Source organism: Mucilaginibacter sediminis (assembly GCF_051903035.1).
GTDB lineage: Bacteria > Bacteroidota > Bacteroidia > Sphingobacteriales > Sphingobacteriaceae > Mucilaginibacter.
In genome coordinates this window covers 3,812,434-3,838,691 of the sequence record NZ_CP170602.1, presented here as the reverse complement: position 1 = coordinate 3,838,691, position 26,258 = coordinate 3,812,434, and the positions used below count along the sequence as shown (strand labels likewise).

The window sequence follows — 26,258 nt, the reverse complement described above, 5'->3', positions numbered from 1 at the left end:
TATGATAACGTCATTGCTGTACCAGGTAATGACGTTCCTGTTTCCTATAAACCCTCGCTACAATAAAATCACCAAAAAAAGTTCTTTCGTTTTTTGGGGAGTAATTGTTCCGATTAAAGCAAGCCTCAATTTTCGGTAGCTTGCTGGCTTCTATACCGTCAATCAGCCTGAAAAATAAAAACATGCTTTTTAAAAGGAGACCCTGCCACCATTTTCCTGTTAACTGAAAATCGCAATTGAGCCAAAGTGCACCCGGTGTTAGTAACGAATGAATCTTATTAAATACCGTGGTTAACGTTGCGTCAGTAAAATTATCAAATAAAAAGGGGGTTATCGCTACATCAAAGCCAGCAGGTAGGTTTACGCCTTCAATAACATCATTTATAAAAACAATCTCATTATCGCTGGTATTCCTCTTTTGGGACAGCGCCATCATTCGCTCTGCAGCCTCTACATAAGTTATCTTTAGCCCTGTTGGGTGTAATCTTGAAATTTTGTCAAGTATCCAGCCTGTACCGCCTCCAACTATGAGTATATTATCATTGGGTTGGATATGATTGATTAAAAAAACTTGTGTATTGATTATTGCTTTACCATAAACTAAACGCGAAAGCAGGTCATAAAACCGGGCCGAGTTATTAAAACTGGCAGCCATATCAATGGCCTTTGAATATGAGGTTAACGGCTAATAACACTACGTATTGAAGGATAAGTACGCCATCCATAAAGAAAAAGTAATAGTACTCGTCTTTTTTCCAGGCCGATTTAAAGATAAGCCAACCGGTTAAAAATACCGTAAAAGTTAGCGCAAAAAAATCAAGGCTAAAGCCGTTATTCCTGAAAATGAATAATAGTACCACATAACCGGCCAATAACACCTGGCAAAACAGGTAGGCATTTTTTTCGCCCCAAACTACCGGGATGGTTTTCAATCCCATTTTACGGTCGTCAAAAAGATCGCGGATATCAAAGGGGATAGTAAGTGCGCCTATGAACAAAAAACGTTTAGCTATCAGTATAGTAGTATCGCGCATGGATACACTGGCAGCATGAAAATGCATGGCCTCCAGTATAGGAAACAGTACGCAGCTCATTGTCCACACCAGGGTAATAAGGAATGGTTTTAACCCGGGTATATTGCGCAATCCGAATTTTTGCTCGCCCACGGCAAACAACGGCAGGCCATAGGCAAATGATAAAATACCCAGAAAAATCAAAAGGATTTTTGATTCAATGGAGATCAAAAAAAATAATGGTACCAGCGATAATAATGAAACAATGGTAAACGTAACCATGAGCCGGTAGTGGGCAAAAAACCAACGTACGCGTTTATAAGGAGATGTTTCGGGCTTCTGAGGTTTGGTAATGATGATACAGAAATTGTAGATGCCTAAAGTGGAGGTGAATAGCAAACCCAATACCGGCAACACCGGTTTTGACCCTATTAAGTGGAATGTTACCAATGCCTGCGCCACCGCGCAAAGCGACATGAAGATATTACTGAACAGCAGGAAATCAAAAACAGACTGAAGCGATCTTTTCATTGGTAATGAATGTGCCTGGGGGTGATGTTATGTAAGCTTACCCGAAGGAGCATGCCCGGCTTTTAATGTAAATATCGTAATCTCTGGTAATATTCCAACTCTGCCATATAAACCTACAAAGCCAAAACCTACATTTACATATAATTGTTGCATGCCTTGCTGATAGTGGCCCGCCCATTCAGTATAAACATATTTTATAGGGCTCCACTGAAAATCATTTGTACGAACGCCAAACTGCATACCATGGGTATGACCCGAGAACATTACATCTATTTGTGGATAGTCATTTAAAACCTGTGCACGCCAATGCGACGGATCATGCGACAGCAAGAGTTTAACCGGCAGGTCGTCTGTGTTTTTGGCGGCCAGTTCCATGCGGCCATATTTAGGGAAGCGGCTGTGCAGGCTCCAGTTTTCGATGCCGAGAATGCCTATTTCTTCGCCATTTACTTTAAGGCGGCGGTTCTCGTTGCGCAATAAGTCCCAGCCCATATTTTGGTGGGTGAGTATCAGGTCTTGATGGTCTTTTATTTTATCGGCCGGGCTTTGCCAGTCGCCATAGTCGCCGTAATCATGATTACCCAAAGATGAATAAACGCCAAGCGGCGCTTTTACTTTGCCGAAAATATCCTGGTAATCCCTCATTTCGCTGGTTTGTCCGTTAACCAGGTCGCCAGTGAAAAATATAAAATCGGGCTTCTCTTTCAATAGCATTTCTACCCCGCCAAGTACCGCCTTTTTGTTATAAAAACTCCCGGAATGGATATCAGAAATTTGCCCCAGCTTAATGCCGTCAAAAGCTTTTGGTAAATTGGGCAAATATAGGACTTGATAACGTACATGGTAATCATACAGCCCCTTTGGCATATTGATTTTTATAGCAGCCAAGGGAACGGCACCTGCAAGCAGACCGGCCTTCAACAAAAATTCTGACCGGGGGATGGCATCCGGCGGAACGAGGGTATTATGCGCAGGTGTTTGATTTTTAAACCTGTTTTTACGCCACATCAGCAAACGTTTTATATCGTCAATTAACAGGAAGGGCAAAAAGGTAAGCTTGCCTGTAAATAATAGCGAAAATATGAGCAGGCCGGCTGCACGAACGCCAAGGCCCGCAAAATATATATAAACACCGGTGAGCAAACCGCAAATGACTATAATGGAAGCCGCCCAATATAAAAAGGTAAACGTCTTTTTTTGCAAAAAATGCCATTTTGGGAAAGCCCCGCGAATGCCGTTTAATACATAAAGGTCAATTAGCAAAAGTGCCGAAATGATCAGGATGATATTAAGCGCGGTGTCCGTCATTTACACAAATGTACCAAATTAATAACGGTCATCATCTAAATCAAGGTCGTCTTCATCGGGTTGCAGGTTAAATAAACTGTTAAACATATCAGAGAAGGCAAAGCCATTATCTAAAAAGCCTTTGTTTAATTGCGAAAATTCTGACAGGCCGTGCAGCACAAACTCCATTAGCAATAAAGTTTGATTTTCACTCAGGCGCGGATGTGATTTTTTAACCAGGTCTTTTAAGCCGGCAACCTCGGATAGTTCTTTTTTATAATCAATTGCCGACATGTCATCAACCAAAGCCAGGTTATTGCCCTCGCCAAACCAATTGATAATGCTGGCATAAGGGTTTACACCTTTAGTCTTTTTAGCCTTTTCAGGGTCGGGGAAAAAGGTTAGCAGCAAGGTTTTGATAGCTTTGCCAATCAGGATATTGGCTACTTTGCCCGGGCCTTCCAGTTCACCTTCATAAACCAATTCAATTTTGCCTGTAATGGCCGGGATAACGCCCAAAAAATCGGTAATGCGCACAAAAGTGCTGGGCTCATGGTTCATGATCATCCGGCGCTCGGCATTACTAATCAGGTTTTCATAGGCCGATATAGTTAAGCGCGCCGATACACCCGATTTTTTATCGATATACTCGGAGTTACGGGCTTCAAAAGCAATTTGCTCAATCAGGTCTTTTACCAGGTCGTCGGCTTCAACGACATTGCGTTGATCGTTGGTTAATGATGCTTCCTGTTGGGTGATCTTCCTTGAAATTTCTACCGTACGCGGATAGTGCGTTAAAATCTGGCTTTCAATGCGGTCTTTAAGCGGTGTAACGATAGAGCCGCGATTAGTATAATCTTCAGGGTTGGCCGTAAATACAAACTGGATATCTAAAGGCAAGCGCAGTTTAAAACCGCGTATCTGGATATCCCTTTCCTGCAAAATATTAAATAGCGATACCTGGATACGGGCCTGCAAATCGGGCAGCTCGTTGATCACAAATATACCACGATGGGCGCGTGGGATTAACCCAAAATGGATAACGCGTTCGTCAGAATAGGTCAGTTTTAAGGTGGCGGCTTTAATAGGGTCAACATCGCCAATTAAATCGGCTACGGTAACATCTGGCGTAGCCAGTTTTTCGGTATAACGCTCCGAGCGGTGAATCCAGCCTATAGGCGTTTCGTCTCCTTTTTCTTCGATAACACTATGGCCGTACCATGATATAGGGTTGTATGGATCATCAAACAAATCTGATCCTGTAATATATGGCACATATTCATCAAGCAAATTAATTAACAAGCGCGCTATGCGGGTTTTTGCCTGTCCGCGTAAGCCAAGCAGTAAAATATTGTGGCGCGATAGAATGGCAGTTTGCAAATCGGGTATAACCGTATCCTCAAATCCGATAATACCTGCAAAACCGCCTTCGCGTTTTTTTAGCTGTTCTATAAGGTTGGCACGTAATTCATCTTTCACCGAACGGCTTTTGTAACCACTTTTTTTTAGTTCGCCGAGGGTTTTAATATCTAATAATTTACTCATTTGTTGAATTTGAAAATTTGAGGATTTGAAGATTTGAAAATGGAAAACCCATGATCTTCAAATTGCCATCTGATGTCTTTATTTTGTGTGGAAGCTATGCTTGTTGAAATTGGAAAATAGCATTTTCAAATCTTCAAATTAGCACATCTTCAAATTAGCGTACCGTTTTTCTTCTATTCTTAATATAGTCCTCAAAAATATACTCGCCTAAACCATTCAGCGAACTGTAAAAAGCCTTGCCGCCGTTAGTTTCTGTAAATTTACGTACAAACTGTTGCAGGTAAGGGTCTTTGGCTATCATAAATGTGGTTATCGGTATTTTTAAGCGCTTGCACTGCGCGGCCATGTTAAGGGTTTTGTTAACCACTTTCCTATCTAACCCTATGCTGTTTTTATAATATTTAGTGCCTTCCTTTAAACAGGTAGGTTTACCATCGGTAATCATGAATATTTGCTTATTATGCGTTTTACGGCGGCGCAATAAATCAGTAGCCAGCTCTAACCCTGCATAGGTATTGGTATGATAAGGGCCTACCTGTAAATAGGGCAGGTCCTGCAGGGTTATAGGCCAGGCATCGTTACCAAAAACAACAATATCCAGGGTATCCTTAGGGTATTTGGTACGGATAAGCTCGGCAAGCGCCATTGCTACTTTTTTGGCCGGGGTTATCCGGTCTTCGCCATAAAGAATCATGGAGTGCGAGATATCTATCATCAGCACGGTAGAGGTAAGGGTTTTATAATCCATTTCCTCTACTTCCAGGTCGCGTTCAGTCATCATAAAATCACCGATGCCATGGTTAACCTGGGCATTATGGATAGATTGGGTCATATCTATCTGATCTAAACTATCGCCAAATTCAAACTCGCGGCGTTCTGCATTTTTTTCATCGCCCTGCCCCGATTGTGGCGAGCGGTGATTACCCTTCCCCGATTTTTTAAGCTTGCCAAAAATTTCTTCCAATGCCGATTGGCGGATGCTTTGCTCGGTTTTAGCGGTGATATTAAAACCACCGGTTTGCTGATCATCGCTTAAATAGCCTTTTTGCTTAAGTTCATCAATAAAGTCGCCAATACCATAATCATCGTTGGTAAGGTTATATTGCTTATCAAGTTCATTTAGCCAGGCCAACGCTTCGCCTGCATCGCCCGATGTATAGTTGAGCAATTCGAGGAATAATTTCAATAATTCTTCAAATCCGCCTTTAGGGATCTGGTTGGGGGTAAACCTGGAAAATCCAAAACCACGCATATCTTGTCCTTTTCTGTACTATAAAGGAACGGATAATTATTATGAAAAGTTTGGAGCAGGAGGGATTAAAACAAATTGTTAGGTAAGAATGACAATTTAGAGGTTTTTAGTTTGAGGATTTGAAAATTTGAGGATTTGAAAATGAAACGCGCCAAAACGTTAAGAATTGACAGATGCGAAATCTGTCAGCCCTTAAATGTTTTTGAATTAAATATACACCAAACTATTCAAAAGCTCTGTAGGGTAAATAGGGTTGGCGCCGCGCTGGCTGGCAACATAAGCGCCTACGGTACAGGCTTTATCAACAACCATTTGCATAGGGTGTTTAGCCAGCAACCCAGCTACAAAGGTGGCCAGGAATGCATCGCCTGCGCCTACCGAATCGCCAACTTTTACGGGGCAACCTGGGCTTTCATAAAACTCGTAATCGTGCCATACTATGGCGCCGTGTTCGCCGCGGGTTACGCAGATGGTGCGGTTATGATATTTGGAGCGGAATTCGGTTATCTGGTCGCGTAAGGAGCGGCTACTGCCGCCAATTAACAAGTTAGCCTCTTCTTCGTTCATTTTCACTACATCGGCGCGGGCAACCAGTGTTTCGATGGTAGATAGTGTGTAATGTGGCGGGCGCAGGTTTACATCAAATATTTTGAGTGCGTCGGTTTCGTCGAGCAGGTTGAGTAATGTTTCGCGTGTTTTGGCCGAGCGGCAGGCCAGGCTGCCGTAAACAATGGCCGCCGAATTTTTAGCTGCAGCGTTAAGCGCATCGGTAGTTTCAATACAATCCCATGAAACAGGTTCGGGTATAATGTAGGTTGCCTGGTTGTTCTCGTCCAGCTGCACGGTAACCTCGCAGGTTGGGTATTCGTCGTCCTGTTGGATGAGGCCGGAGTACAGCCCGTTTGATTTCAGGAATTCGATCAGCATGTCGCCACTGTTATCCATCCCAACCGAACTTGCAAAGGCAACTTTTACACCTTGCTGTACAAGATGCCTGGCCACATTCATAGGCGCGCCGCCTGCTTTTTTACCATCGCCAAAAGCATCCCATAAAACTTCGCCGAAGCTTAATACCTGGTTTTTCATAAAAGAGTTTTTTTAAAGGCAGTAAACTCAAAGATAGTTTATTTTTTGTCTGAACCGGAATTCACCGAATTAAAGAATTTTTCAATTTTTTTTAAATCCTGCTGCTTCCGTAAATTCGGTGAATTCCGGTTCAGATAAATTAACTATCTTCAAATTATGAAAAAACTCTTCCTGTCAATCATCCTAATGTTGAGCGTTTACTTATGCCGTGCGCAGGATAAACAAGCTATAGTGAATTTAATGTACACCCAGGAAAAAGCCTGGAACCGCGGCGATGTTGAAGGGTTTATGCAGGGCTACTGGAAATCAGATTCGCTGGTGTTTGTAGGAAAAAACGGGCCCGACTATGGCTGGCAAACCACGCTTGATCATTACAAAAAGCGTTACCCGGGCAAGGCTGCTATGGGCCGGCTTAAATTTACCATTTTACAGGTAAAAGTGCTTGATGCCACCAATGCATTTGTTTTGGGAGGCTGGCACCTTAAGCGCATTAAAGATGAGTTGGGCGGTTATTATACCCTTTGGTTCCGCAAAATTAAAGGCGAATGGAAAATAGTTTGCGACCACACAAGTTAGTTCCGGATTTGAGATTTGCTCAAAACCTTTTTACATTTGGCCCCCGGGGGTTTAATGGATGAAAAGAGGTTTGGTTATAGGCAAGTTTATGCCTTTGCACAAAGGGCACATCGCGTTAATTGACTTTGCTTTGCAGCATTGCGATGATCTTATTGTTTTGGTAAGTGCCAGCTATGATGAGCCCATATGGGGAAGCCGTAGGCTGGAGTGGGTTAAGGAAACTTATAAAGAGAATAATAAGGTGAGGCCGTGGCTGTTAAACTATGATGAAGCCGTTTTGCCAAACACTTCTGCATCGTCTGAAGGTGTATCCCGCATCTGGGCCAATTATTTGCAAAAGGAATTACCCCCTATTGATATTATATTTGCATCAGAACCTTATGGCGCCTATATGGGAAGGTTTTTGAATTGCGAAAGCATGATATTTGACGAGCCACGCAAAATAGTACCGGTAACGGCCACGCAGATAAGGGATAAGCCGTTTGCTTTCTGGAATTTTTTGGCAGATGCTGCCAAGCCTTACTTTACCAAAAAGATATGCCTGCTGGGAACCGAGTCTACCGGCAAAACCACCATGGCAAAACGGTTGGCGCATCATTTTCATACAGTCGAGGTGGCCGAAATGGCCCGCGATATTTTGGAACATACCAACGAATGTACTGAGGATGATTTGCAGCGGATAGCCGAGCTGCACGCCAAAACCATCAACGAAAAGATAAAAGATGCCAACAAGATTTTGTTTGTAGATACTGATCTGAACACTACCCGGTCATACAGTCACTTTTTGTTTGATAAGGATTTAGAGGTGCCGGAATGGGTTGAGGCAGCCAATCATTTCGATTTGTATATATACCTGGATGTTGATGCCCCATATGTGCAGGACGGCACCCGGCTTAACGAGACAGACAGGAACAGGCTGGACGAAAGCCACAAACAGGAATTGGCCAATCATGGTATTCACTATGTTTTGATACAGGGTGATAGTTGGGACGAAAGATTTGAAAAAGCCGGGAAAGCAGTGGTGCAGTTTATAAAAACAGGAACTGTTTAATTGCCAGGTAAATGTTGTATTTCAGCTGCCTATAACCCTAAGGTCAGCCATCGTCTTAAATAATTCATTTTTATAACCTTCATTAAAAACAGACTGCTATAACCAAGGGCAAAGCACAATTTGTAGCCTGCCGGGGCAATCACTTGGGTATAATAATTTAACGGTTAATTATACTTACATTCACACAACTTTGTTTTACAAAAAGGGGCTAAAATTGCAGAACAAATTTTGCGCATAAGTGTTTCCTCTTACAACTAATTATGAGCATAAAAAGATTCCAGGTTTCGGGCAAGTTCAGTGATGTTAGTAACAGCCTGCAGGCATCTGATGTTCTGGACTATTTACCGGTAGCTGTTTATGCATGCGACAACCTTGGATACATCACCGATTACAATAAATCTGCTGCAACACTATGGGGTCGCGAACCGGAAATAGGAAAAGATTTATGGTGTGGATCATCGAAAATATTAAATAACGATAATGAACCAATTGCACCCGATGAATGCCCTATGGCCCGTAGCCTTAAAGAGGGGGTTTGCATTGAAGGAGAGCCAATAATTATTGAAAGGCAGGACGGTACAAGGATAAATGTGCTGTCATATCCTGTGCCTCGTTTTGACTTGAGTGGGACATTAATTGGCGGCATAAACACGTTGATAGATATAACCGGGCAAGTAAAAATGGATCAAAAGCAGGCCATGCTGGCTGCTATAGTTGATACATCGGACGATGCCATCATCAGTAAAACGCTCCAGGGAATTATTACCAGCTGGAATAAGGCGGCAGAAAGAATGTTTGGTTATACCGAGGCCGAAACGCTTGGTAAACATATATCAATAATTATCCCCGCCAACCGGATAGCCGAGGAAGAAACGATAATAAATAATATAGCCAAGGGGAATGCGATAATCCACTTTGAAACCTACCGGTTAACAAAATATGGAAAAGAAATCCCCATTTCGCTTTCTGTTTCGGCGATAAGAGATCAGGACGGACGAATAACGGGTGCTTCTAAAATTGCACGGGACCTTACCGATGTATATGCTGCCGATGAAAAAAAGGCCGTATTATCGGCCATAGTTGATACATCTGACGATGCTATAATCAACAAAAATATGCAGGGCATTGTAACCAGCTGGAATAAATCTGCCGAAAAAACTTTTGGTTATTCGCAGGACGAGGCTGTTGGCAAACACATTTCTTTAATCATCCCACAGGACCGGTTGAGTGAAGAGGAAATTATAATACAAAATATTTCGGCCGGTAACCGTATCGACCATTTTGAAACGATAAGGATAAAAAAGGACGGGGATACCGTCCCCATTTTACTATCGGTATCTCCGATTAAAGATAAAAGCGGCAATGTTATCGGCGCATCTAAAATTGCCCGCGATATCAGCGAAAGAAAAATTGCCGGAGCAAAGCAAGCTATGCTGGCAGCAATTGTAGATACATCAGATGACGCTATCATCAGTAAAACGCTGCAGGGCATCGTTACCAGCTGGAATAAAGCTGCCGAAAAAACTTTTGGATATACCGAGAACGAAGTGATAGGGAAACACATATCCTTTTTAATCCCCAAGGACAGGTTGCAGGAAGAAGAAATTATTATCCGGAATGTGGCCAATGGTATCAGGGTAGATCATTTTGAAACTGTTAGGCTAACCAAAAGCGGGCAACCCATACCAATTTCACTTTCAGTATCGCCAATTAAAGACGATAAAGGTATAGTAATTGGGGCCTCGAAAATAGCACGCGACATAAGCGCCTTAAAAACAGCTTTGCTTAAAACGCAACGTTATGCTGAGCATCTTGAAGTGATTAATTCTTTAAGCAGAACGATTTCGGAAGACCTTGACATGGAGGTTATTTTACAAAAAATTACGGATATAACCACACAATTAACAGGCGCGCAATTTGGTGCCTTTATTTATACCGACCGTAAGCTCTCCACCGGCGAAGTTTATACATTATGTACATCATCCGGCGCATCTAAGCAGGAATTTGAGCAGTTTAACTTTATAGCAAATTCGTGGTTGTTTAACTTCGCATTTACAAGCAATGCTATTATACGCATTGATGATATTAACAAGGTAAGCCTGGCCAGCAAAGGCCTGCCTCGCGGGCATCCGCCTGTTGCAAGTTACCTGGGTGTTCCGTTAACTGAAAGTTCTGCAAATATTATTGCCGGCCTTTTCTTTGTACATGCAGAAGCCGGTATGTTTACCAGGGAACATGAAGTTATTTTACAGGCCATATCCCTGCAGGCCGTAATTGCCTTGCAAAATGCCCGGTTATATAAAGAGGTGGTAAATTTGAACCTGAAGAAAGACGAATTTATTGGGATGGCCAGCCATGAATTAAGAACGCCGCTAACCAGTATTTCCGGATATCTGCAAATTTTAGACCGGTTAGAAACCAATGAAAAAAGCAAAAGGTTTGTATCCAAAACAGTGCGGCAGGTCAGAAAACTTTCGTCCCTTGTATCTGATCTGTTAGATGTATCCAAAATTGAAGCTGGAAAGCTGGAGCTGAACAAACGGCATTTTAATATAAAAAGAATAGTGGAAGAAGCGATCGAACTCATTCAGGATGCGCAAATCAGCCATGAAATCAATTTTAAATCAAACGTAGATATTTTAAATATAACAGCCGACCCTCAAAGGATTGAGCAGGTGATTATTAACCTGCTAACCAATGCTATCAAATATTCGCCTGCCGGCAAAAAAGTAGACGTTGTACTGGAAGATCTTGGCAGTGAAGTTAAGATTGGAGTTAAAGATTCGGGAATAGGTATAAAACCAGATAAGCAGAAGAATATTTTCAATCGCTTTTACCGGGTCGAGGACCTTAATCCAAGTATGGCCGGGTTAGGAATAGGGCTTTACATTTGTAAAGAAATTACCGAACGGCATGGCGGAAAACTGTGGGTTGATAGCGCATACGGAGCCGGCAGCACCTTTTGGTTTTCATTGCCGGTTAAATAAGTTACAATATCCCGTTATACAATAGCTCAGAAGCTGTCTAAAAAAAAACAGACCGCCTTTGCGGGTACCCACCAGCTCAACTGTAAAAAAATAATGACTGCAAATGGTAGTGGGAGACGCATAATTGCGTCTCCCGAGGGTTTAATAACCCATAAAATAAAAAGTTATCTTAGTGTCCCTAATAGGGATATTTGAAGAATTTCCCTTGAAGAGTTTGGAGCATACAGCCGACGGTTAAAATGGTATTGGAAAAATACAAGGAATCTTGAATTAAAAACTATCAGCGTAATTGTTGTTTTCTCACCCAGCTTTTCTTAAAATCCGACGGATTTTGGCCCACCATTTTATTGAATAGTTTATTAAAGTAAGATAAGCTTTCGAAGCCAACAGCGTAACACACTTCGGTTACATTTTTATCCTGCATCAGCAGGTTTTTGGCAACATCAATGCGGTACTGGTTTACAAAATCGGTGAAGGTGATGTTGGTTTGTTTTTTGAAGTACCTGCAAAAGGCTGCTGTTGTAAAGTTTACTTTGGCGGCCACAACATTTACATCGGGGTGGCGGTTGTAATTACCGCCGATGTATTCATACACGGCACCCATCCTGATTTTATCTTTCAAGAAAAATTGCAGGCTAATATCCTCATCATTTAAAATGGTTATTTCGTCAGAATTGGCCAGCACCTGGAAAATCTCCATCAACGCCAATAATTGGCCAAATGAAGTTAACGTCGGCAACTGCTTTAACTTTTGTACGGCTATGCTTTTGGTTTCGCCATGAAATGCAATGCCATTAGCTGCTTTTTTAAATAGTTGGTTGATGGGGGTAAACTCGGGCGCTGTGCTTACGGCCGTGCCCAAAAAATCTTCTCTCAATTGAACAACAATCTGGTGATATTCGCTGCGGAGGCGGTAATCAAAATTAAGATGGGGTAAATTACTGCCGATTAAAACCAAATCGCTTTGGGTATACCCTGATATGTGCGAACCAACATGCCTTATCCCGGCGTCAGCTTCTACGTATACCAATTCATATTCGGGGTGGTAATGCCATAAAAAGGTATTGCGGAGCCTGGGCGAAAATAGCTTGAATGATTTGCCCGGTTCAAAATCAACTACCTCCAATTGTATTTTATCCATTCCTTATTATCCATTGATGTTTAATAAAGATACATATTTGGTCAACACAGAGCAAATATTGGTCATTGCAAAGAATAGCCACCTTTGCAAGGGGCGGTAGATTTGTATTATTAAACCAATACAAATGATGAAGACAACAGATGCACCCATGACTATGACACCCGGACCGGAAAACGCTCATAAAGAAATTCCTGGCAATCCGTCTACAGCAAAAACAAGCACCATACGCCTCAACGAACGCAAGAACAACGAGCCATTGCACATACTCAGCGAAGCTGACTGGAAGTTTTGGGTAGACAATGGATACGTGATTATTAAAAATGCAGTACCTAAAGAACAGGTTGCCAAACTGGCCGCTTACCTGTGGGAATATGAAGGCAAGGATGCCGATAATATAGAAACCTGGTATAAGAGGCCCAACGCCCAAATGCAAATGACCGAGTTGAATAACACGGGTATGGTTGAGATTTATAACCAGCAATTGATGTGGGATAATCGCCAGTACCCCAAGGTTCATGCGGCCTTTGCCGATATTTGGGGCACCGAAAAACTTTGGGTTACTATTGACAGGGCTAACCTGAACTTTCCGCTTAAGCCAGGTTTTGAATACAAGGGTTTTATCCATTGGGATTATGATCCCGAAACCAGGCCGCAAAACGTACAGGGTGTACTTGCGCTGGCCGACCAGACTGACGAGACGATGGGCGGTTTTCAGTGCATTCCCGAATTGTACCGTACCTACGATACCTGGAAACTTACCCAGCCCGCAGATAGAGATCATTACAAACCAGATACTACTGGCTTTGAGATAGAGAAGGTGAAACTGGAAGCCGGCGACTTGCTGATATTTAACAGCCTGCAGCCCCATGGTATTCGCCCCAATACCAGTAATAACAAAGTAAGGATAGCACAATACATTGCTATGATGCCCGCCCAGGAAGACAATGAAGAATTGAGGCAGTGGCGCATTAATAGCTGGCAAAGCCGCGAAGCTATGCAAGGCTACGCCTTCCCCGGCGACCCGATGGAACGCGAAAAGCAAAACCCGGTTGCAGAATTATCTGATTTAGGAAAGAAGCTCCTGGGATTGGAGAAGTGGTAGAAGGATGATGTGCTTTGGTTTTCGTTGGCTGTTTCCTCACAGCCAACTTTTCCCACATTGGTGTTTATTCCTTTTTAGCCTTTTTCTTTCGTAAGTACTTGCTGAAAACGTTAATATACCTATCGTCAAATTTTACTTTGGTTATATCCTCAAAATCAATTTTATCCGGGTTGTCTGAGATGAAACCTTCGGCGTCAAAATACTCAATGTGGACTTTTTTTGTGGTGATTTTTAAGATTGGACCTATGCTAAAAATAATGTTGGCCGGATCTTCAACCTCTACAATAGCATTCAGCCTGGTAGCTTGTATACTTTTAAAAACGGATTGCCAGTTGCTCAGGTCGATTTTGTAGCTGATACCTACTTTGGCCGCCTCGCCTTCGGCTATCATGATTTGTTTAAAACACTTGTCAAATTTGTTGTGCCGTATTTTCTTTACCTGTTTAACAGGTATTACACTGTATCCCTGCAATGTAAAGTCGCCTGCTTCGTGTAGTAAAATAAGATCATCAGAAAAACTAAGAATATATCCGCTGCTTGTTTCGTCGACTCCTTGTGCTACGGTTCGCGTTATTTTGACATAATTACCTAGATGAAGTTTTAATTTATCAGCGATCATTGAGGATAAGATTTGCCTTAAAGATATAAATTATTGCAGCGATTGACCGTGGAAAGTTGTCTTTAAGGATACAGGCGACGGGACAGTTGTGAGGACTATCTGAATGGCAAAAAAATAGCGGTGAAGAAACGTCACCGCTATAGATAATTTTCACTCAGAAACCGAGCCCCGCATCACGAACCCGGCAACAGAAATCAAAAAGGCTTGCCCGCCGCCAACTCTTTGTTAGCCCATTTAACAGCCAATCCCTCGCGGAGCTTTGCGTATTTTTCCTTAAAAGCCATCTTGAGCAGGCTATCTACGCCGCCTTTAATAGCCAGGTTGTATAAACTTGCGGCCTTGCGGGTCATAGATGCATCCCAGGCGCGCAGGCTTAATGAATATGATCCATCAATGTATTTCATCCAGTGCCAATAGCCGGTAGGCATAAACAGGGTATCGCCGTGCTCTAAAAACACTTCAGTGCCTTCTACACCATCCAGGGCCGGGAATTTTTTGATATCGGGGTTTAGTACATCATAATCCTCCAGCGCGTAGGTAGCGTTAGGGATGCAGTACAGGCGGCGTTTCCATTTATTTTCAAACAATATTACATGCTTACGGCCACCAAAATGCGTGTGGAAAATATGTGGCAGGTCGATATCGTAATGTAAAAATGTAACCGAGTTTGATCCGCCAAAGAACATGCCTGGCATGCTTTCCAAAAAGCCGCCCATGAGGTCTTTAGGCAATACAATATCATTTAATAATTGCGGCGCCTGCTTAAAAATATTAAAAAAGAAAATGCGCAGCTCTGTAGGTTTACTGCGTATCAGATCAATATATTCATCAAAAGGCATCTCGGTAGCCGATGAGTTAATCGGCTTTGATGGATCGGCTTTGGAGTTATCGTACAACGGCACCACCTTGTTGCCAACAACCTCTTTAAGGTATTCTGGAGTCCATTTTTCGCGGGCAGGCCAGGTTTTTGTGAGGCCTTTAATCACCAAAGGGCGGCGTGGGGTTAAATAGTTCTTCTTGAAATCCTCAGGAGAAATATTTTCAACAGTATCAATCGGGTTAAGTATAAAACTCATAATATCACCTTCCGGTTGTGCTAATTTAATTAGGTATCTTTAATATTACCCAAAAGTAAACAAAGGAACGAAATAAAATTTCAAAAGGTATCCGGCAGGTGTCAAAATAAACAAAGGCCAAAGCTTTTTAGCTCCGGCCTTTGTCTATTTTAAAAGTTATCATTTCACAAACCATTGCCCCAGTCGACGAACTTTTGACCGCAATAGGCTGCAAATAACAAACTCAAAAATGCTTAGTTAGGCATTAAAACCGTATTTACTACGTGTATAACGCCATTGCTTTGGTTAACATCGGCAATAGTAATCCATGATTGCCCACCTTTTTCATCAACCAGGTATAATTTTTTGCCTTTGGCCATTACTGTTAATTTGCCGCCACTTACGGTGGTTAATTCGGCTTTGCCCATACCTGCTTTAACTTTTGCCCATAAATCGGCTGCGCTTAGTTTGCCTGCAACAACGTGGTAAGTTAAAATTTTAGTTAAGGTTGCTTTGTTTTCTGGTTTAACCAGGTTGTCAACTGTACCGGCAGGCAGTTTGTTAAAAGCCTCGTTTGTTGGTGCAAACACCGTGAACGGGCCTTTTGACGACAATGTTTCTACCAAGCCAGCCGCTTTTACAGCTGCAACTAAAGTTGTATGGTCTTTTGAGTTAACTGCATTTTCAACAATGTTTTTAGTTGGATACATTGCTGCGCCACCTACCATTTTGGTTTGGGCCTGTACTGCGGGGGCTATTGCAAAAGTTGCTAATGCAAGGGCTGCGAAAATTAATTTTTTCATTTCGGTAATTTTTATAATTTTTTTAATGGCGCCTGCGCGCCTGATTGTTTGCGTTTTTAATAACCAAGCTGCCACGAGCTCTTGACGTTTTAATTATTATTTATTGGAAGATACGGCCAGTTTTGAAAAACGGTTTTATCAGCGGCGGAGGTTTCTTACACTGTTTTAGGGTAGTGTAAATTAAAAGAACAGACCTGCGGCTATATTATCGGCATATAGCTTGCCGGTGGCTGTAAGATAGATGATATCATCCTTCTCGGCAATCCACTCTTTATCAAAAAACTCGCGGGCTTCTACCTGTAACTGATCGGCAGCGCCTTTAGCTATAGTATTCAGCCGGTTTAAGTCTAATCCCCACATGGTGCGGATAGAGGTCATGATGTATTCGTTCAGCCGGTTATTTTCGGTGAGGGTTTCTGTTTCGGCTGGTATTTTACCGGCTATGATGGCCTTAGTATATTTAGCGTTATTGGCAATATTCCACTGTCTTACATCGCCGTTGTAGGAATGTGCCGATGGGCCAATACCAAGGTATTTAACACCCTGCCAGTAGTTGGAGTTATGTTTTGAGTATTTACCAGGTAGGGCAAAGTTTGATATTTCATAATGCTCAAAACCATGATCGGTCATAGCTTGCATCAGTACCATAAACTGGGCAGCGCTTTGCTGGTCGTTCATGGGCGGCTGCTTTTTTTTGCTGATGAAGGCTGCCAAAGCGGTTTGCGGTTCTACCGTCATGGAATACGCGGATATGTGCGGAATAAATAATTCAAAAATTTTATCCAGGTTTTGCTTCCACTTGGTATCGGTAAGCAATGGGTAGCCGTAAATTAAATCGGCTGTTATATTTTCAAAGCCGGCATCCTGCACCCGTTTTACGGCCGACTCGGATTCGCGGGCGCGATGGGCGCGGTTCATCCAAACTAAATCTTCATCAAAAAACGATTGTATGCCAATGCTGAAGCGGTTGACATCTGTTTGGCGCAGGGCTTTCACTTTGGCAACATCCAGGTCATCCGGATTGGCTTCCAGTGTAATTTCGGCGTTGGAGGCAACTGTATGCAGTTGGGTAATAGTGTTAATAAGCACGTGGATCTCGTCGGCCTCCAAAACAGACGGAGTGCCGCCTCCAAAATAGATGGTCTCTACGGTTTCACCATTCAGATAGCCTTTTTGCAGTTTAATCTCGCTTACCAATGCCTGCACCAGCTCATTCTTATATTGCGGGGAGGTGCTGAAATGGAAATCGCAGTAATGGCAAGCTTGTTTGCAAAAGGGGATATGTATGTAGATGCCAGCCATGTTTTAAATTGATAGTAAATTGCTATTAGCTTAAAGCTTTGTTCATTTGCCTTTGGTTTTTTGTAAACGTTTAGGCCAATGCAGAACAGGGCAAAGGTAAACGCAATTATGGATTTCTTGGGAGCAGTTTAAATTTGATTGAGAATATTTACGTGTGATACAAAAATCATTGCCGTTGACTTTAATCAACGGACTAATAATTAAAATACCAAGGCTTTAGCCAATCCAGCTTAAATATCGGGAGGCTGTTTGTTATTCACTCATTATTTCAGGATGGGAATAGTGCCCTGGCATTAATTGGCGTATATGCCGTATTGTTAAATTTTTAATCTTTTATTGCCTTTCATCGCTAATAAAATGGGTGTTCCGGAATAGTTATTCCCAACTATATTTACCTTTTTGCTATAAACTATTAAATATACAGTAAATAAACAGGAAATCTGTATTAAAATACATTGCACTAACTTTTTTGGTTAAAATAATAAGTCGTAAAATAAAAGAAATTGTCAATGAGTGATATTTTTGTAACTATTGGGCATTTTCTTTTGCCTAAGCCTGTTTTATCGCTATTGGTTTCCCTACAAGAAATATTTCTCCCTTAAAATCAGCGAAAAACAATTTTTCATGGTATTTTCAATAAATTTTTCTTTTGCAAAAGAAACCTTATTACCAATGTTTTACGTATCAAGGCTATTGAGGTTTTCAAAAGTGCGCCGCACCTCTGATTTTTACCATGACTTTATTAATTATTTTTATATGAAAATAACCTTACTTAAATCTTTATGGATAGTATGTATTGTTTTCATTGCCCATATGGCTGTTGCGCAAGAATACTACGATGGAACTAATACCCCGAGGCAATATTACTATAACAGCTTGGAGTCGGCCACTGCCGGTACGGTGTCAACATTTTTACCGGCGGCGGGCTCTACCCGGAATTCGTCATCGGCTACTATTGATTTGGTTTCAAGCTCATCCTTAAATTCTTCTAAAAGCTTATCTTCATTAGCTCTGGGCGCTGTTGGTTACCTTCGTTGGAATTTCATGAGCAGCGGAAGCTCTGCTGCAGCGCTTAGCATGTCGGGCCGAACCTACGAATGGGAGTTTGATTACAAGAATGTAACCGGTGCCGCAACTGCCGATAACTCCGTCACCATGGCGGCAAGCAGTTCATCGGCTACAGATTCCTGGCGTTATTGGCTCATTGCAAATACTTATACTGCTAACAGCGCTACTGATTACACCAAAGGCCTGTACGTTACCCAATATAATGGTAACCTGGTTTTAAGACTTAAATATGGTACTGCCAATAACCAGGTCACAAACTATGCAACCGTATCGATGCCAAACAGTAGTACAACAACTTACCAGGTACGTATTGTAAAGTCGGTTATCGGCTATTATTACATTTATATTTTAAACAGATCTACCGGAGTCACCACTACTTCGGGGCCAACCAACGTAGGCACCACCGTAAGTGGTGTTGATTTAAATACCTATAATTTTTCGTACCTGGAATCTTCAACTTCGGCCGCCAACCGTTTTCAGTGGGATAACTTTAATTTTTACCAGCAAAAAGTGGAGTATATCCCCATTACAAGCACTGCTAACGGCATTTCTTCCACTATCTCTCCGGGGCAGGTCAATGTTATACCGTATGGTGTAAACGCGAACATTAGGGGAGATATCAATTTTGGGATGTTGCGGTTCAATTCGACAACAAACGGGCAACTCATATTTTCGAGTGGTGCCCTTTTTAAAACTACTAATAGTGTGCTTTCAGCTGCAACAGGAACATCACTGGTAACGGGTGTAAGCATGAATAGCACTAACACCTCGCAAATGACATTGCCCACGTCCGAATATTATTATTCGGCAGGCAATACCGATGGTACTACGGTAAATGTAATTAATTATTTTCTTGTTGCGCAGGCGCTAAGTACTTTTAGTTCATCTGCGCCTACCAGTATCACTTACTCTGTAAGTACCGCAGCTGCCGATAATTTTCAAAGCTTTTATACCAGCGGATTTTTTCCTTATAACGGCGCGTCAACAACAGGCGCCACGGTTGGGGTAGTGAAAACATATGACTGGACGGGCAGCACAAGCACCGATTGGAACAATACAAGTAACTGGAGCTCAAGCACCGTACCAACATCTATTGATGCCGCACGCATTGGTGTTGTTGCTTTATCGGGGAGCAAATTTTATCCAATAATACCGGTGTCATCAGCTGCTACCTCTGTAGGTAGTATAATCTTTGGCACTGATAATTCTCAATACACAACTTTTGCCGTAAACACCCCTTTTACAGTTAATGGCGATGTAACTGTAACTGCATCGCTTGGCGTTAACAGCACCAATGGCAGCACCTATTCGTTAACCTTATCCGGAACGGGTTCATTAACGGTAACAGGTGCATTAAATATTGGCGATTATAGCTTGCCAAAAGCCAATAACACCCCATTTTCGTTCACAACATCTATACCGCAGATGACTATAACGGGCAATATTAACTTACTTTCGACCCTTGATAACGGCCAAAGAAACTTTGATGCCAAAATAAGCATTATAAGTGGTATCGTAAGCGCGAACAGTATCGCATCGTCTAATCAAACCGCCCAAAATTTAACGCAGATTGATAATACCTCAACCGTGAGTATAAGTGGTACGGGCACATTAAAGTTGATCGGACCGTCTGCGTTAAGCGCATTATCCTCATTGGGGACGAACGTAATGTCATTTAATAATGCGGGCGCAACGGTTGAGTATGCCGGAGCCAACCAAACCATTTATACCACCGCAACCATTACCGGTGCATCGGGCTCCGGTACGGGTAATCTGACTAACGGGGTGTCGTACTATAACTTAAAAACATCCGGCTCGGGTGTTAAAACGGTACTTGGAAGCACGCTATCAGTCAGCGGCGATTTAACTACCACCAGCGCCGCGGTTGATTTAAATACAAATGACCCCACTGTAAATGTTACCGGTAACTGGACAAACTCTACAACAGTAACGCAAGACAGCGGTCCGATAACTATTGGCGGCAACGTTACCAACAACAGCGGCGGTACACTTGCCTTAGGATCGGGCAATTTAAGCATCGCCGGCAACTATACCAATAATTCGGGCGGCGTGTACTCACAAAGTACCGGTACAACTTATTTTAACGGCTCGGCTGCACAGTCCCTGAGCGATTTAAGCTCCGCAGGTACCGTTTTTAGCAAAGTGAATTTTAGCGGCACATCGTTATCCAATGCCAAAACCATGTCTGGTTCGGGTGGCTTTGCTGTAGCCAGCACCGGTACGCTTACCATGGCCAATGCCACCACAAAACTTGATGCCGGCGGGGTGTTAACTTTAATGTCTGATGCATCGTCAACGGCTACTGTAGCCCAAATCCCTACCGGCGCTGTTATAACCGGGAACGTAAACGCGCAGCGCTACCTTACCGGCGGTGCTGGTTTCAGGGGCTACCGCCTGATGTCACCGCCGGTTAATATCAGCTCCAATACTTCGGGCGCCGGCAATATCGGCCTCAGCTATATCAGCACATCACAAACTTTTGGCGGGGTTACCTACCGGGGCGCTTTAACAGGCGGGCAGGGTACCGGTTTTTTTGTTTTTAATGGTAACCCCTCATTATATCTTTATAATGAAGCCTTAACTACAAATAATTCTAACTCCTATGTTTCGGGCAAAAACGTGGGTGTATATGATATTACGGCAACCGGGGTAACAACCAGTTCAGGTTATCCTGCTGTTTTAACCACTGGGGTAACCATACCTGTAGGCAACAGTTTTTTATTCTTTTTTATTGGCGATAACAGCAGCACGCAAACCGCATCGGCAGTGCGGACGCCTGAAAATACAACCATTACAGCAATAGGTTATTTAAACCAGGGAAATGTACCCGTAAAATTCTGGAATACCAATAGCACATCAATACCCTACCATACCGGCACCGGTGCCATATTGCCGGGTTATAATCAGATAGGCAACCCATACGCAAGCACCATCAGCCTCGATGTGTTTTACTCCGATAATTTACTTACACCCAGCCTTATAAGCCCTATTTTTTGGGAAATGAGCCAGCCGGCACAAACTTATATCTCCTATAATGCTTTAACTCATACAACATCAAATACCAAAGCCAGTAAATATATTGTGAGCGGGCAGGGCTTTATCATAGATGCTACAGCAACCGGGCAAACTGCAACTTTTAAAGAAGACCAAAAGGTAAGCTATCCTGCCATAACCAAATCAACCACCCCGGCTTTACTGATGAGTACTAAAAACGATATCAGAATGTTAAAAAAATCTTTTAGTACGCCTGCCCGGGAAAATACCCCTGCCGGTATGCATTTACAGCTTACTAAAGATAGTATGGTAAATACACAATGTGGTATATACTTTGCCAAAGAGTGGGACGATAAATTTCACAACACCGAAGATGCCCTTGATTTGGATGGGGCTTCGCCCAAGGTATTCCTTTCCAGCTATTCTGCAGATGGGGTAAGGACATCTATAAACCAGCTTGCTGATTATAAGCAGACCGGGAAAAAGGTCAAACTGTTTGTGAGGGCCACTGCGAGCGGTCTTTATAACCTTGACCTGGTAGATATTAATACCGACACCGTACAGTATAAATTTTACCTGATTGATCATTTCAAGAAAGACTCGCTTGATATAGGCAGATACAAATCATATGCCTTTAATATTGTAACTGCGGATACGGCTACTTTTGGAGGCAACCGCTTTGAGTTATCTGTTCAGCAGCAACCGGCGTCAAAATATCAGTTAGTTACCTTCACCGCTCAAAAAGCTACCGACGGCGTTTTAGTTACCTGGAGAACTTATAACGAGGGCAGCAATTATTTTTTTACGGTAGAAAAACAGGAAGCCGATGGCAGCGGTTATGCTCCTGTTTACCAGGTACAAAGCAATGGCGGTACTATTTATAAATACACCGATAAGTTACCTAACACAGGCAATAACGTTTACAGGTTAAAACAAGTTGATTTATTTGGCAATGTTTCCTACTCAAACCCCGTAAGCATCTATTTTGATAAAAATGGAAACGCCGATATGTTTAGTGTTTACCCAAACCCTACAGCCGAAACTTTAAATGTAAATGTTACCAACGGCAAAATTACAACGGTTCCAACAACCTATAAATTAAATATTTATGATATAACCGGGGCGCTTGTAGTTCAAAAAACATCTGTTAAAGATACCTGGAGCGAAAATGTGTCGCAGTTTATACCTGGCGTTTACATTGTTGAACTGAAAGATGCCGGTGGTAATTCGTTAGGTAAAGCAAAGTTTGTAAAGAAGTAAAAACCTTAATAAATGAAGATGGAAAGAGGCAGGTTTAGTTTAAATAGCTTAAAAAGGATATTAGTATTTTCACTTCTGTTGGTAAGTCCACTCATCAGTAGGGGCCAAGCCGATGAAGGTTGTGGCGGCCAGGACCCCTATGATATAGCTTGCCCGCTTGATACCTGGGTTTTTTTACTTGTTATAGTAACGTGCTTATTTACCGTAATTTATTTACAGCGCAAAGGCAAATCCGCAGGCGGGTACGATAGCGTTATCAGTAACAACGAAAAATAGGATCAGAAAACCGTAATAATCCGGCCATTTTTTTAACTGACTTAATAAAATAAGCTTTGTTAACCCACACAAATTAAACATATCATTTTAATGACCCTGGGAGGGCACCGCCGCGCCGCCTGCCTGGTTTGGTGGGGCCTGGTTATCAAAGTTGCCAGGAAAATTAACCTGGATGTCTTTTTGTCCCTTTGGTATTTCTATCCCCTCTTTATCAAATTCAATATAAATAGCACGCATTACACTGCTTTTCAAACTAAGCCATTTCGATATTTCGGCCGCCCAGAACCAAGCCCGGAATTCGATAGCTGTATCGCTGAAATTATAAAGAAAAACCGAAGGCGCCGGGGTTTTCATAATGTCGTCATTACCCTCAATAATAGTTTTAAGTATTTGCTCGGCCTTTACCACGTCTGTTCCGTAAGCCACCCGGATAATCAGCTCAACACGGCGGTTATTGTTACTTAAAGTCCAGTTTACCACGTGTTGGGAAATAAGGTCGCCGTTAGGAACAATAAGTTCAGATCCATCGCCGCATTCAATTTTACTCGATCGGATTCCAATTTCTTTAATTGTGCCCGATTTGCCGCTTACTTCAATAATATCGCCTACCTGTACAGGCTTTTCAAAAGCAAGGATTACACCCGATACCAGGTTGTTTACTATGTTTTGCAAACCAAAGCCTATACCAACGCCCAAAGCGCCAATAATAATGGTTACCCTATCCATTGGGATGCCCGCGGCGGTTATGGCCACAAAAAAGCCCACAACAAAAATGGTTAACCTGATAAGTAATATAGACGACCTGGTTTTTTTAGCTTGTGGTGTTAGTTTGGTTTGCTGGCCGGCAAAATCATAAAAGTAGCTTATTACCCGGGCTATCAACCCCGAAATCCAGATTACAATTACAAACACCAGTATACTGCGAAAAGTGAAAGCTGTGCTGCTTACCTGGTGTGGCGAGTTTAAAAAATCATTAACCTGGTCGTATATATAATCGTCGACGGTTAGGTTTTTAGCTAAAGCCACCAGCCATAATATTCCGGTTATTTTAATCAAAAAACCTTTTGACTTTTTCTGCAGCTCCTTAAAATCAAGAAAAGAGGTTAAGCTGTTTTCCGTTTTTTTATTGCCCTCTAACTGCAAAAACAAACTTTCCATTAATATTTGAAACAGTAAATAAAAGCCCATAGCCAGGCATAAGTTTAAAGTAGCAGTTACAGCTAATAATTTGGCCAGGCTAAACCGCCCGGCAATGTTTAACAATACCGAAAAAATATGTAACCCAATAAATATCTGTATAGCCCGGAGCGTGTATGGAGGGTACTCTTCTTTATTCCTTTTTACATCCTTAAGAAATTGCAACGAGTAATAAATAACCAGCGAAGATAATATGAGCAGCATAATCCTGTCGGGATAGGTAATAAGCACCATTAAACTGCTTGCGCACAAAAATATGGCAGCTGTAAACAAAACAACATAAAATTTATATAGCGGCCGTGGCCAGTTGTTTTTAATTAAAATACCAATGCTTGCCATCATAATCAAAAACATAGTATGTGCAAATGCCAGTGTAGCATGATCATACAGATAAGGAGATATAATGGCAAAAACGGTTAGTGTTGATAGATAAGGATGCTTGACAATATAATTTGTTTGCTTAAAAATGTCATTATACCCCGTGTTTAAACCGGCAATTTTTCTGCGGCTGTTATATATCCAGGCAAAAAAAGCAACCAGTATCAACAGGTTTACCACGTGCCCAACGTAATTATATTTGTTGGTTATAAAGTAAACGTAAAGCAGGGAAACCAGGCGGCTGGTTTTTGCAAAAGCAGTGCCTAAGTCATTAGGTGTTTTACTTTTATGGGGGTTCCAGATAAAGCCATATTCGTTTGTAAGCGCTTTAACAGTAAACTCGTGAATTTTTAAATCTATCCTGTCGTCAAGGTCTATTAGTAAAATAGATAGGGCCGATACCCTGTTTTCGAGCAGGCCAATCCTGATCATGGATTTTTTTGCATTGCTATCTAAAGTTTGCCATTTTGCATCCAGGTCCTGTACTTGCGCAATTGTTTTAACCCTGAGGCTGCTATCTGAGGGGGCATTTCGCAAAACCGTATCCGATTTAAAGTCGGCTATCTTGCCACGGATGGCATCAAGCTGATTATTGTAAATGGTTACCTGGTCTTCCCAGGAGTCCATCTGGTTTTTAAGATGATCAATGATATCTCTTATGGTAACCAGGTTTCCTAAAGTAGATGAGCGGTCAATAGCATTACGCATCAAGGCCATCCGTTTTTCTAATGTTGGTAATTCCTGGCTAATTTCTAAAGTATCAAACCCGCGCGACAGGTCGGAGTTGGTTTCGACGTATGAGGTGGTATAATCTTCAATTTTGCCAAGCAGCATATTTACCGAACCATCTACATTCTTGAATGATCGGATAACAGAGTCTCTTCGCAAAACCTTCTGTCTCAAAGAATCTCTTACCGATAGGTGCCCCTTCTTTTTTTTTACCTGTGCCGGGCACTCCTGGTTAAACGCCAGCACGGCGATCAAAAATAAACAGATGGTTTTAAATAGTTTTTGCATTACCAATTATACGTAATAGATGTTGTTGAAGTATAGCCCGAAACCAAATTGTTTTTACGCTGCAGCTAATTGGGCAATTATAACCATAACTGAATTAATAGCCCAATTGTGTTTTTTTGGTCTATCTTTATTATTTTTAATCTAATGCCAAATTTATATATTATTGCGGGTTGCAATGGTGCTGGTAAAACAACGGCAAGTTACACTGTTTTACCCGAACTGCTTAACTGTTACGAGTTTGTTAATGCCGATAATATTGCGGCAGGGATTTCGCCGTTTAACCCCGAAAGCGTGGCTTTGGGGGCAGGTAGGATTATGTTACAACGTATTGATGAACTTTTAAAGCAGAAGGTTGATTTTGCCATCGAAACAACATTATCCACCAGAAGTTATGTATCGATGATAAAAAAAGTTCAGCAAAACGGGTATAATGTAACCCCGCTTTATTTTTGGTTAAAATCGCCTCAAATGGCGATGCAACGGGTAGCCTTACGGGTAAGCGAGGGAGGGCATAATATACCCAAAGATGTGATAATTCGCAGATATTACGGGGGATTAAAAAATTTGATACACATATATTCCCATCTGCGACAAGTGGCTGGTTGTCAATAATACAAATGTTGAACCGATATTTGTTGCCAGGGGTGGGCTTCGGTTTGAAACAAGTATAATAAAAGCCGATATTTGGAGTACTATT

Annotated in this window: 19 protein-coding genes; 7 read left to right on the top strand and 12 right to left on the bottom strand. The window is 42.0% G+C overall.

Annotated elements, in window-relative coordinates; translation table 11 throughout:
• Nucleotides 1–10: 10 nt before the first annotated feature.
• From ACFGVS_RS15615 to ACFGVS_RS15590, 6 genes are all read right to left on the bottom strand, one after another.
• Nucleotides 11–655 (bottom strand): class I SAM-dependent methyltransferase, encoded by a 645-nt coding sequence (locus ACFGVS_RS15615; RefSeq protein ID WP_439694656.1) that lies wholly within the window; start codon nt 653–655, stop codon nt 11–13.
• A gap of 1 nt (nt 656) precedes the next feature.
• Nucleotides 657–1,544: a hypothetical protein gene (locus ACFGVS_RS15610; RefSeq protein ID WP_439694655.1), complete on the bottom strand. Its 888-nt coding sequence runs from the start codon at nt 1,542–1,544 to the stop codon at nt 657–659.
• 27 nt (nt 1,545–1,571) lie between these two features.
• Nucleotides 1,572–2,852, bottom strand: coding sequence for a metallophosphoesterase (locus ACFGVS_RS15605; protein WP_439694654.1), 1,281 nt, complete (start codon nt 2,850–2,852; stop codon nt 1,572–1,574).
• 18 nt (nt 2,853–2,870) lie between these two features.
• Nucleotides 2,871–4,376, bottom strand: coding sequence for a sigma 54-interacting transcriptional regulator (locus ACFGVS_RS15600; RefSeq protein ID WP_439694653.1), 1,506 nt, complete (start codon nt 4,374–4,376; stop codon nt 2,871–2,873).
• A 154-nt stretch (nt 4,377–4,530) separates the two neighbouring features.
• Complete coding sequence (locus tag ACFGVS_RS15595; RefSeq protein ID WP_090642439.1) at nt 4,531–5,628, bottom strand: vWA domain-containing protein; 1,098 nt, start codon at nt 5,626–5,628, stop codon at nt 4,531–4,533.
• Between the two features lie 207 nt (nt 5,629–5,835).
• Complete coding sequence (locus tag ACFGVS_RS15590; RefSeq protein WP_090642442.1) at nt 5,836–6,714, bottom strand: carbohydrate kinase family protein; 879 nt, start codon at nt 6,712–6,714, stop codon at nt 5,836–5,838.
• A 156-nt stretch (nt 6,715–6,870) separates the two neighbouring features.
• On the opposite strand from ACFGVS_RS15590, the gene ACFGVS_RS15585 reads away from it, so the two are divergent.
• The 3 genes from ACFGVS_RS15585 (at nt 6,871) to ACFGVS_RS15575 (ending at nt 11,328) form a co-directional block, all read left to right on the top strand.
• The gene (locus ACFGVS_RS15585; RefSeq protein WP_090642445.1) at nt 6,871–7,290 is read left to right on the top strand and encodes a YybH family protein; all 420 of its coding nucleotides are present in this window, start codon (nt 6,871–6,873) and stop codon (nt 7,288–7,290) included.
• A 58-nt stretch (nt 7,291–7,348) separates the two neighbouring features.
• Nucleotides 7,349–8,341 carry an AAA family ATPase gene (locus ACFGVS_RS15580; protein WP_274211574.1) on the top strand — a complete coding sequence of 331 codons (993 nt, stop codon included), beginning with the start codon at nt 7,349–7,351 and terminating at the stop codon, nt 8,339–8,341.
• A 260-nt stretch (nt 8,342–8,601) separates the two neighbouring features.
• On the top strand, nt 8,602–11,328 hold the full coding sequence (locus ACFGVS_RS15575) for a PAS domain S-box protein (RefSeq protein WP_439694652.1): 2,727 nt from the start codon (nt 8,602–8,604) through the stop codon (nt 11,326–11,328).
• Nucleotides 11,329–11,608: 280 nt separating this feature from the next.
• Here ACFGVS_RS15575 and ACFGVS_RS15570 read toward each other — a convergent pair whose 3' ends face one another.
• A complete protein-coding gene (locus ACFGVS_RS15570; RefSeq protein WP_439694651.1) occupies nt 11,609–12,469 on the bottom strand; it encodes a helix-turn-helix domain-containing protein in 861 nt (286 codons plus the stop codon).
• A 124-nt stretch (nt 12,470–12,593) separates the two neighbouring features.
• Here ACFGVS_RS15570 and ACFGVS_RS15565 point away from each other — a divergent pair, with 124 nt between their 5' ends.
• Nucleotides 12,594–13,571, top strand: coding sequence for a phytanoyl-CoA dioxygenase family protein (locus ACFGVS_RS15565; protein WP_439694650.1), 978 nt, complete (start codon nt 12,594–12,596; stop codon nt 13,569–13,571).
• Between the two features lie 64 nt (nt 13,572–13,635).
• Here ACFGVS_RS15565 and ACFGVS_RS15560 read toward each other — a convergent pair whose 3' ends face one another.
• From ACFGVS_RS15560 to hemW, 4 genes are all read right to left on the bottom strand, one after another.
• Complete coding sequence (locus ACFGVS_RS15560) at nt 13,636–14,190, bottom strand: hypothetical protein (protein ID WP_439694649.1); 555 nt, start codon at nt 14,188–14,190, stop codon at nt 13,636–13,638.
• Nucleotides 14,191–14,384: 194 nt separating this feature from the next.
• Entirely contained in the window at nt 14,385–15,266 is an 882-nt protein-coding gene (locus ACFGVS_RS15555) for a cupin-like domain-containing protein (protein WP_439694648.1), read from the bottom strand.
• Nucleotides 15,267–15,499: 233 nt separating this feature from the next.
• Nucleotides 15,500–16,048 carry a fasciclin domain-containing protein gene (locus ACFGVS_RS15550; protein WP_439694647.1) on the bottom strand — a complete coding sequence of 183 codons (549 nt, stop codon included), beginning with the start codon at nt 16,046–16,048 and terminating at the stop codon, nt 15,500–15,502.
• 180 nt (nt 16,049–16,228) lie between these two features.
• Nucleotides 16,229–17,350 carry a radical SAM family heme chaperone HemW gene (hemW, locus tag ACFGVS_RS15545; protein ID WP_439694646.1) on the bottom strand — a complete coding sequence of 374 codons (1,122 nt, stop codon included), beginning with the start codon at nt 17,348–17,350 and terminating at the stop codon, nt 16,229–16,231.
• 756 nt (nt 17,351–18,106) lie between these two features.
• Between hemW and ACFGVS_RS15540 the strand changes: the two genes are divergently transcribed.
• On the top strand, nt 18,107–22,693 hold the full coding sequence (locus tag ACFGVS_RS15540) for a T9SS type A sorting domain-containing protein (protein ID WP_439694645.1): 4,587 nt from the start codon (nt 18,107–18,109) through the stop codon (nt 22,691–22,693).
• A 12-nt stretch (nt 22,694–22,705) separates the two neighbouring features.
• Nucleotides 22,706–22,969, top strand: coding sequence for a hypothetical protein (locus ACFGVS_RS15535; protein ID WP_439694644.1), 264 nt, complete (start codon nt 22,706–22,708; stop codon nt 22,967–22,969).
• An 87-nt stretch (nt 22,970–23,056) separates the two neighbouring features.
• Here the strand turns inward: ACFGVS_RS15535 and ACFGVS_RS15530 are convergent, their stop codons facing one another.
• A complete protein-coding gene (locus ACFGVS_RS15530) occupies nt 23,057–25,561 on the bottom strand; it encodes a mechanosensitive ion channel family protein (protein WP_439694643.1) in 2,505 nt (834 codons plus the stop codon).
• A gap of 144 nt (nt 25,562–25,705) precedes the next feature.
• On the opposite strand from ACFGVS_RS15530, the gene ACFGVS_RS15525 reads away from it, so the two are divergent.
• Nucleotides 25,706–26,173, top strand: a complete 468-nt coding sequence (locus ACFGVS_RS15525; RefSeq protein ID WP_439694642.1) for a zeta toxin family protein — start codon at nt 25,706–25,708, stop codon at nt 26,171–26,173.
• The last annotated feature ends 85 nt before the right edge of the window (nt 26,174–26,258 follow it).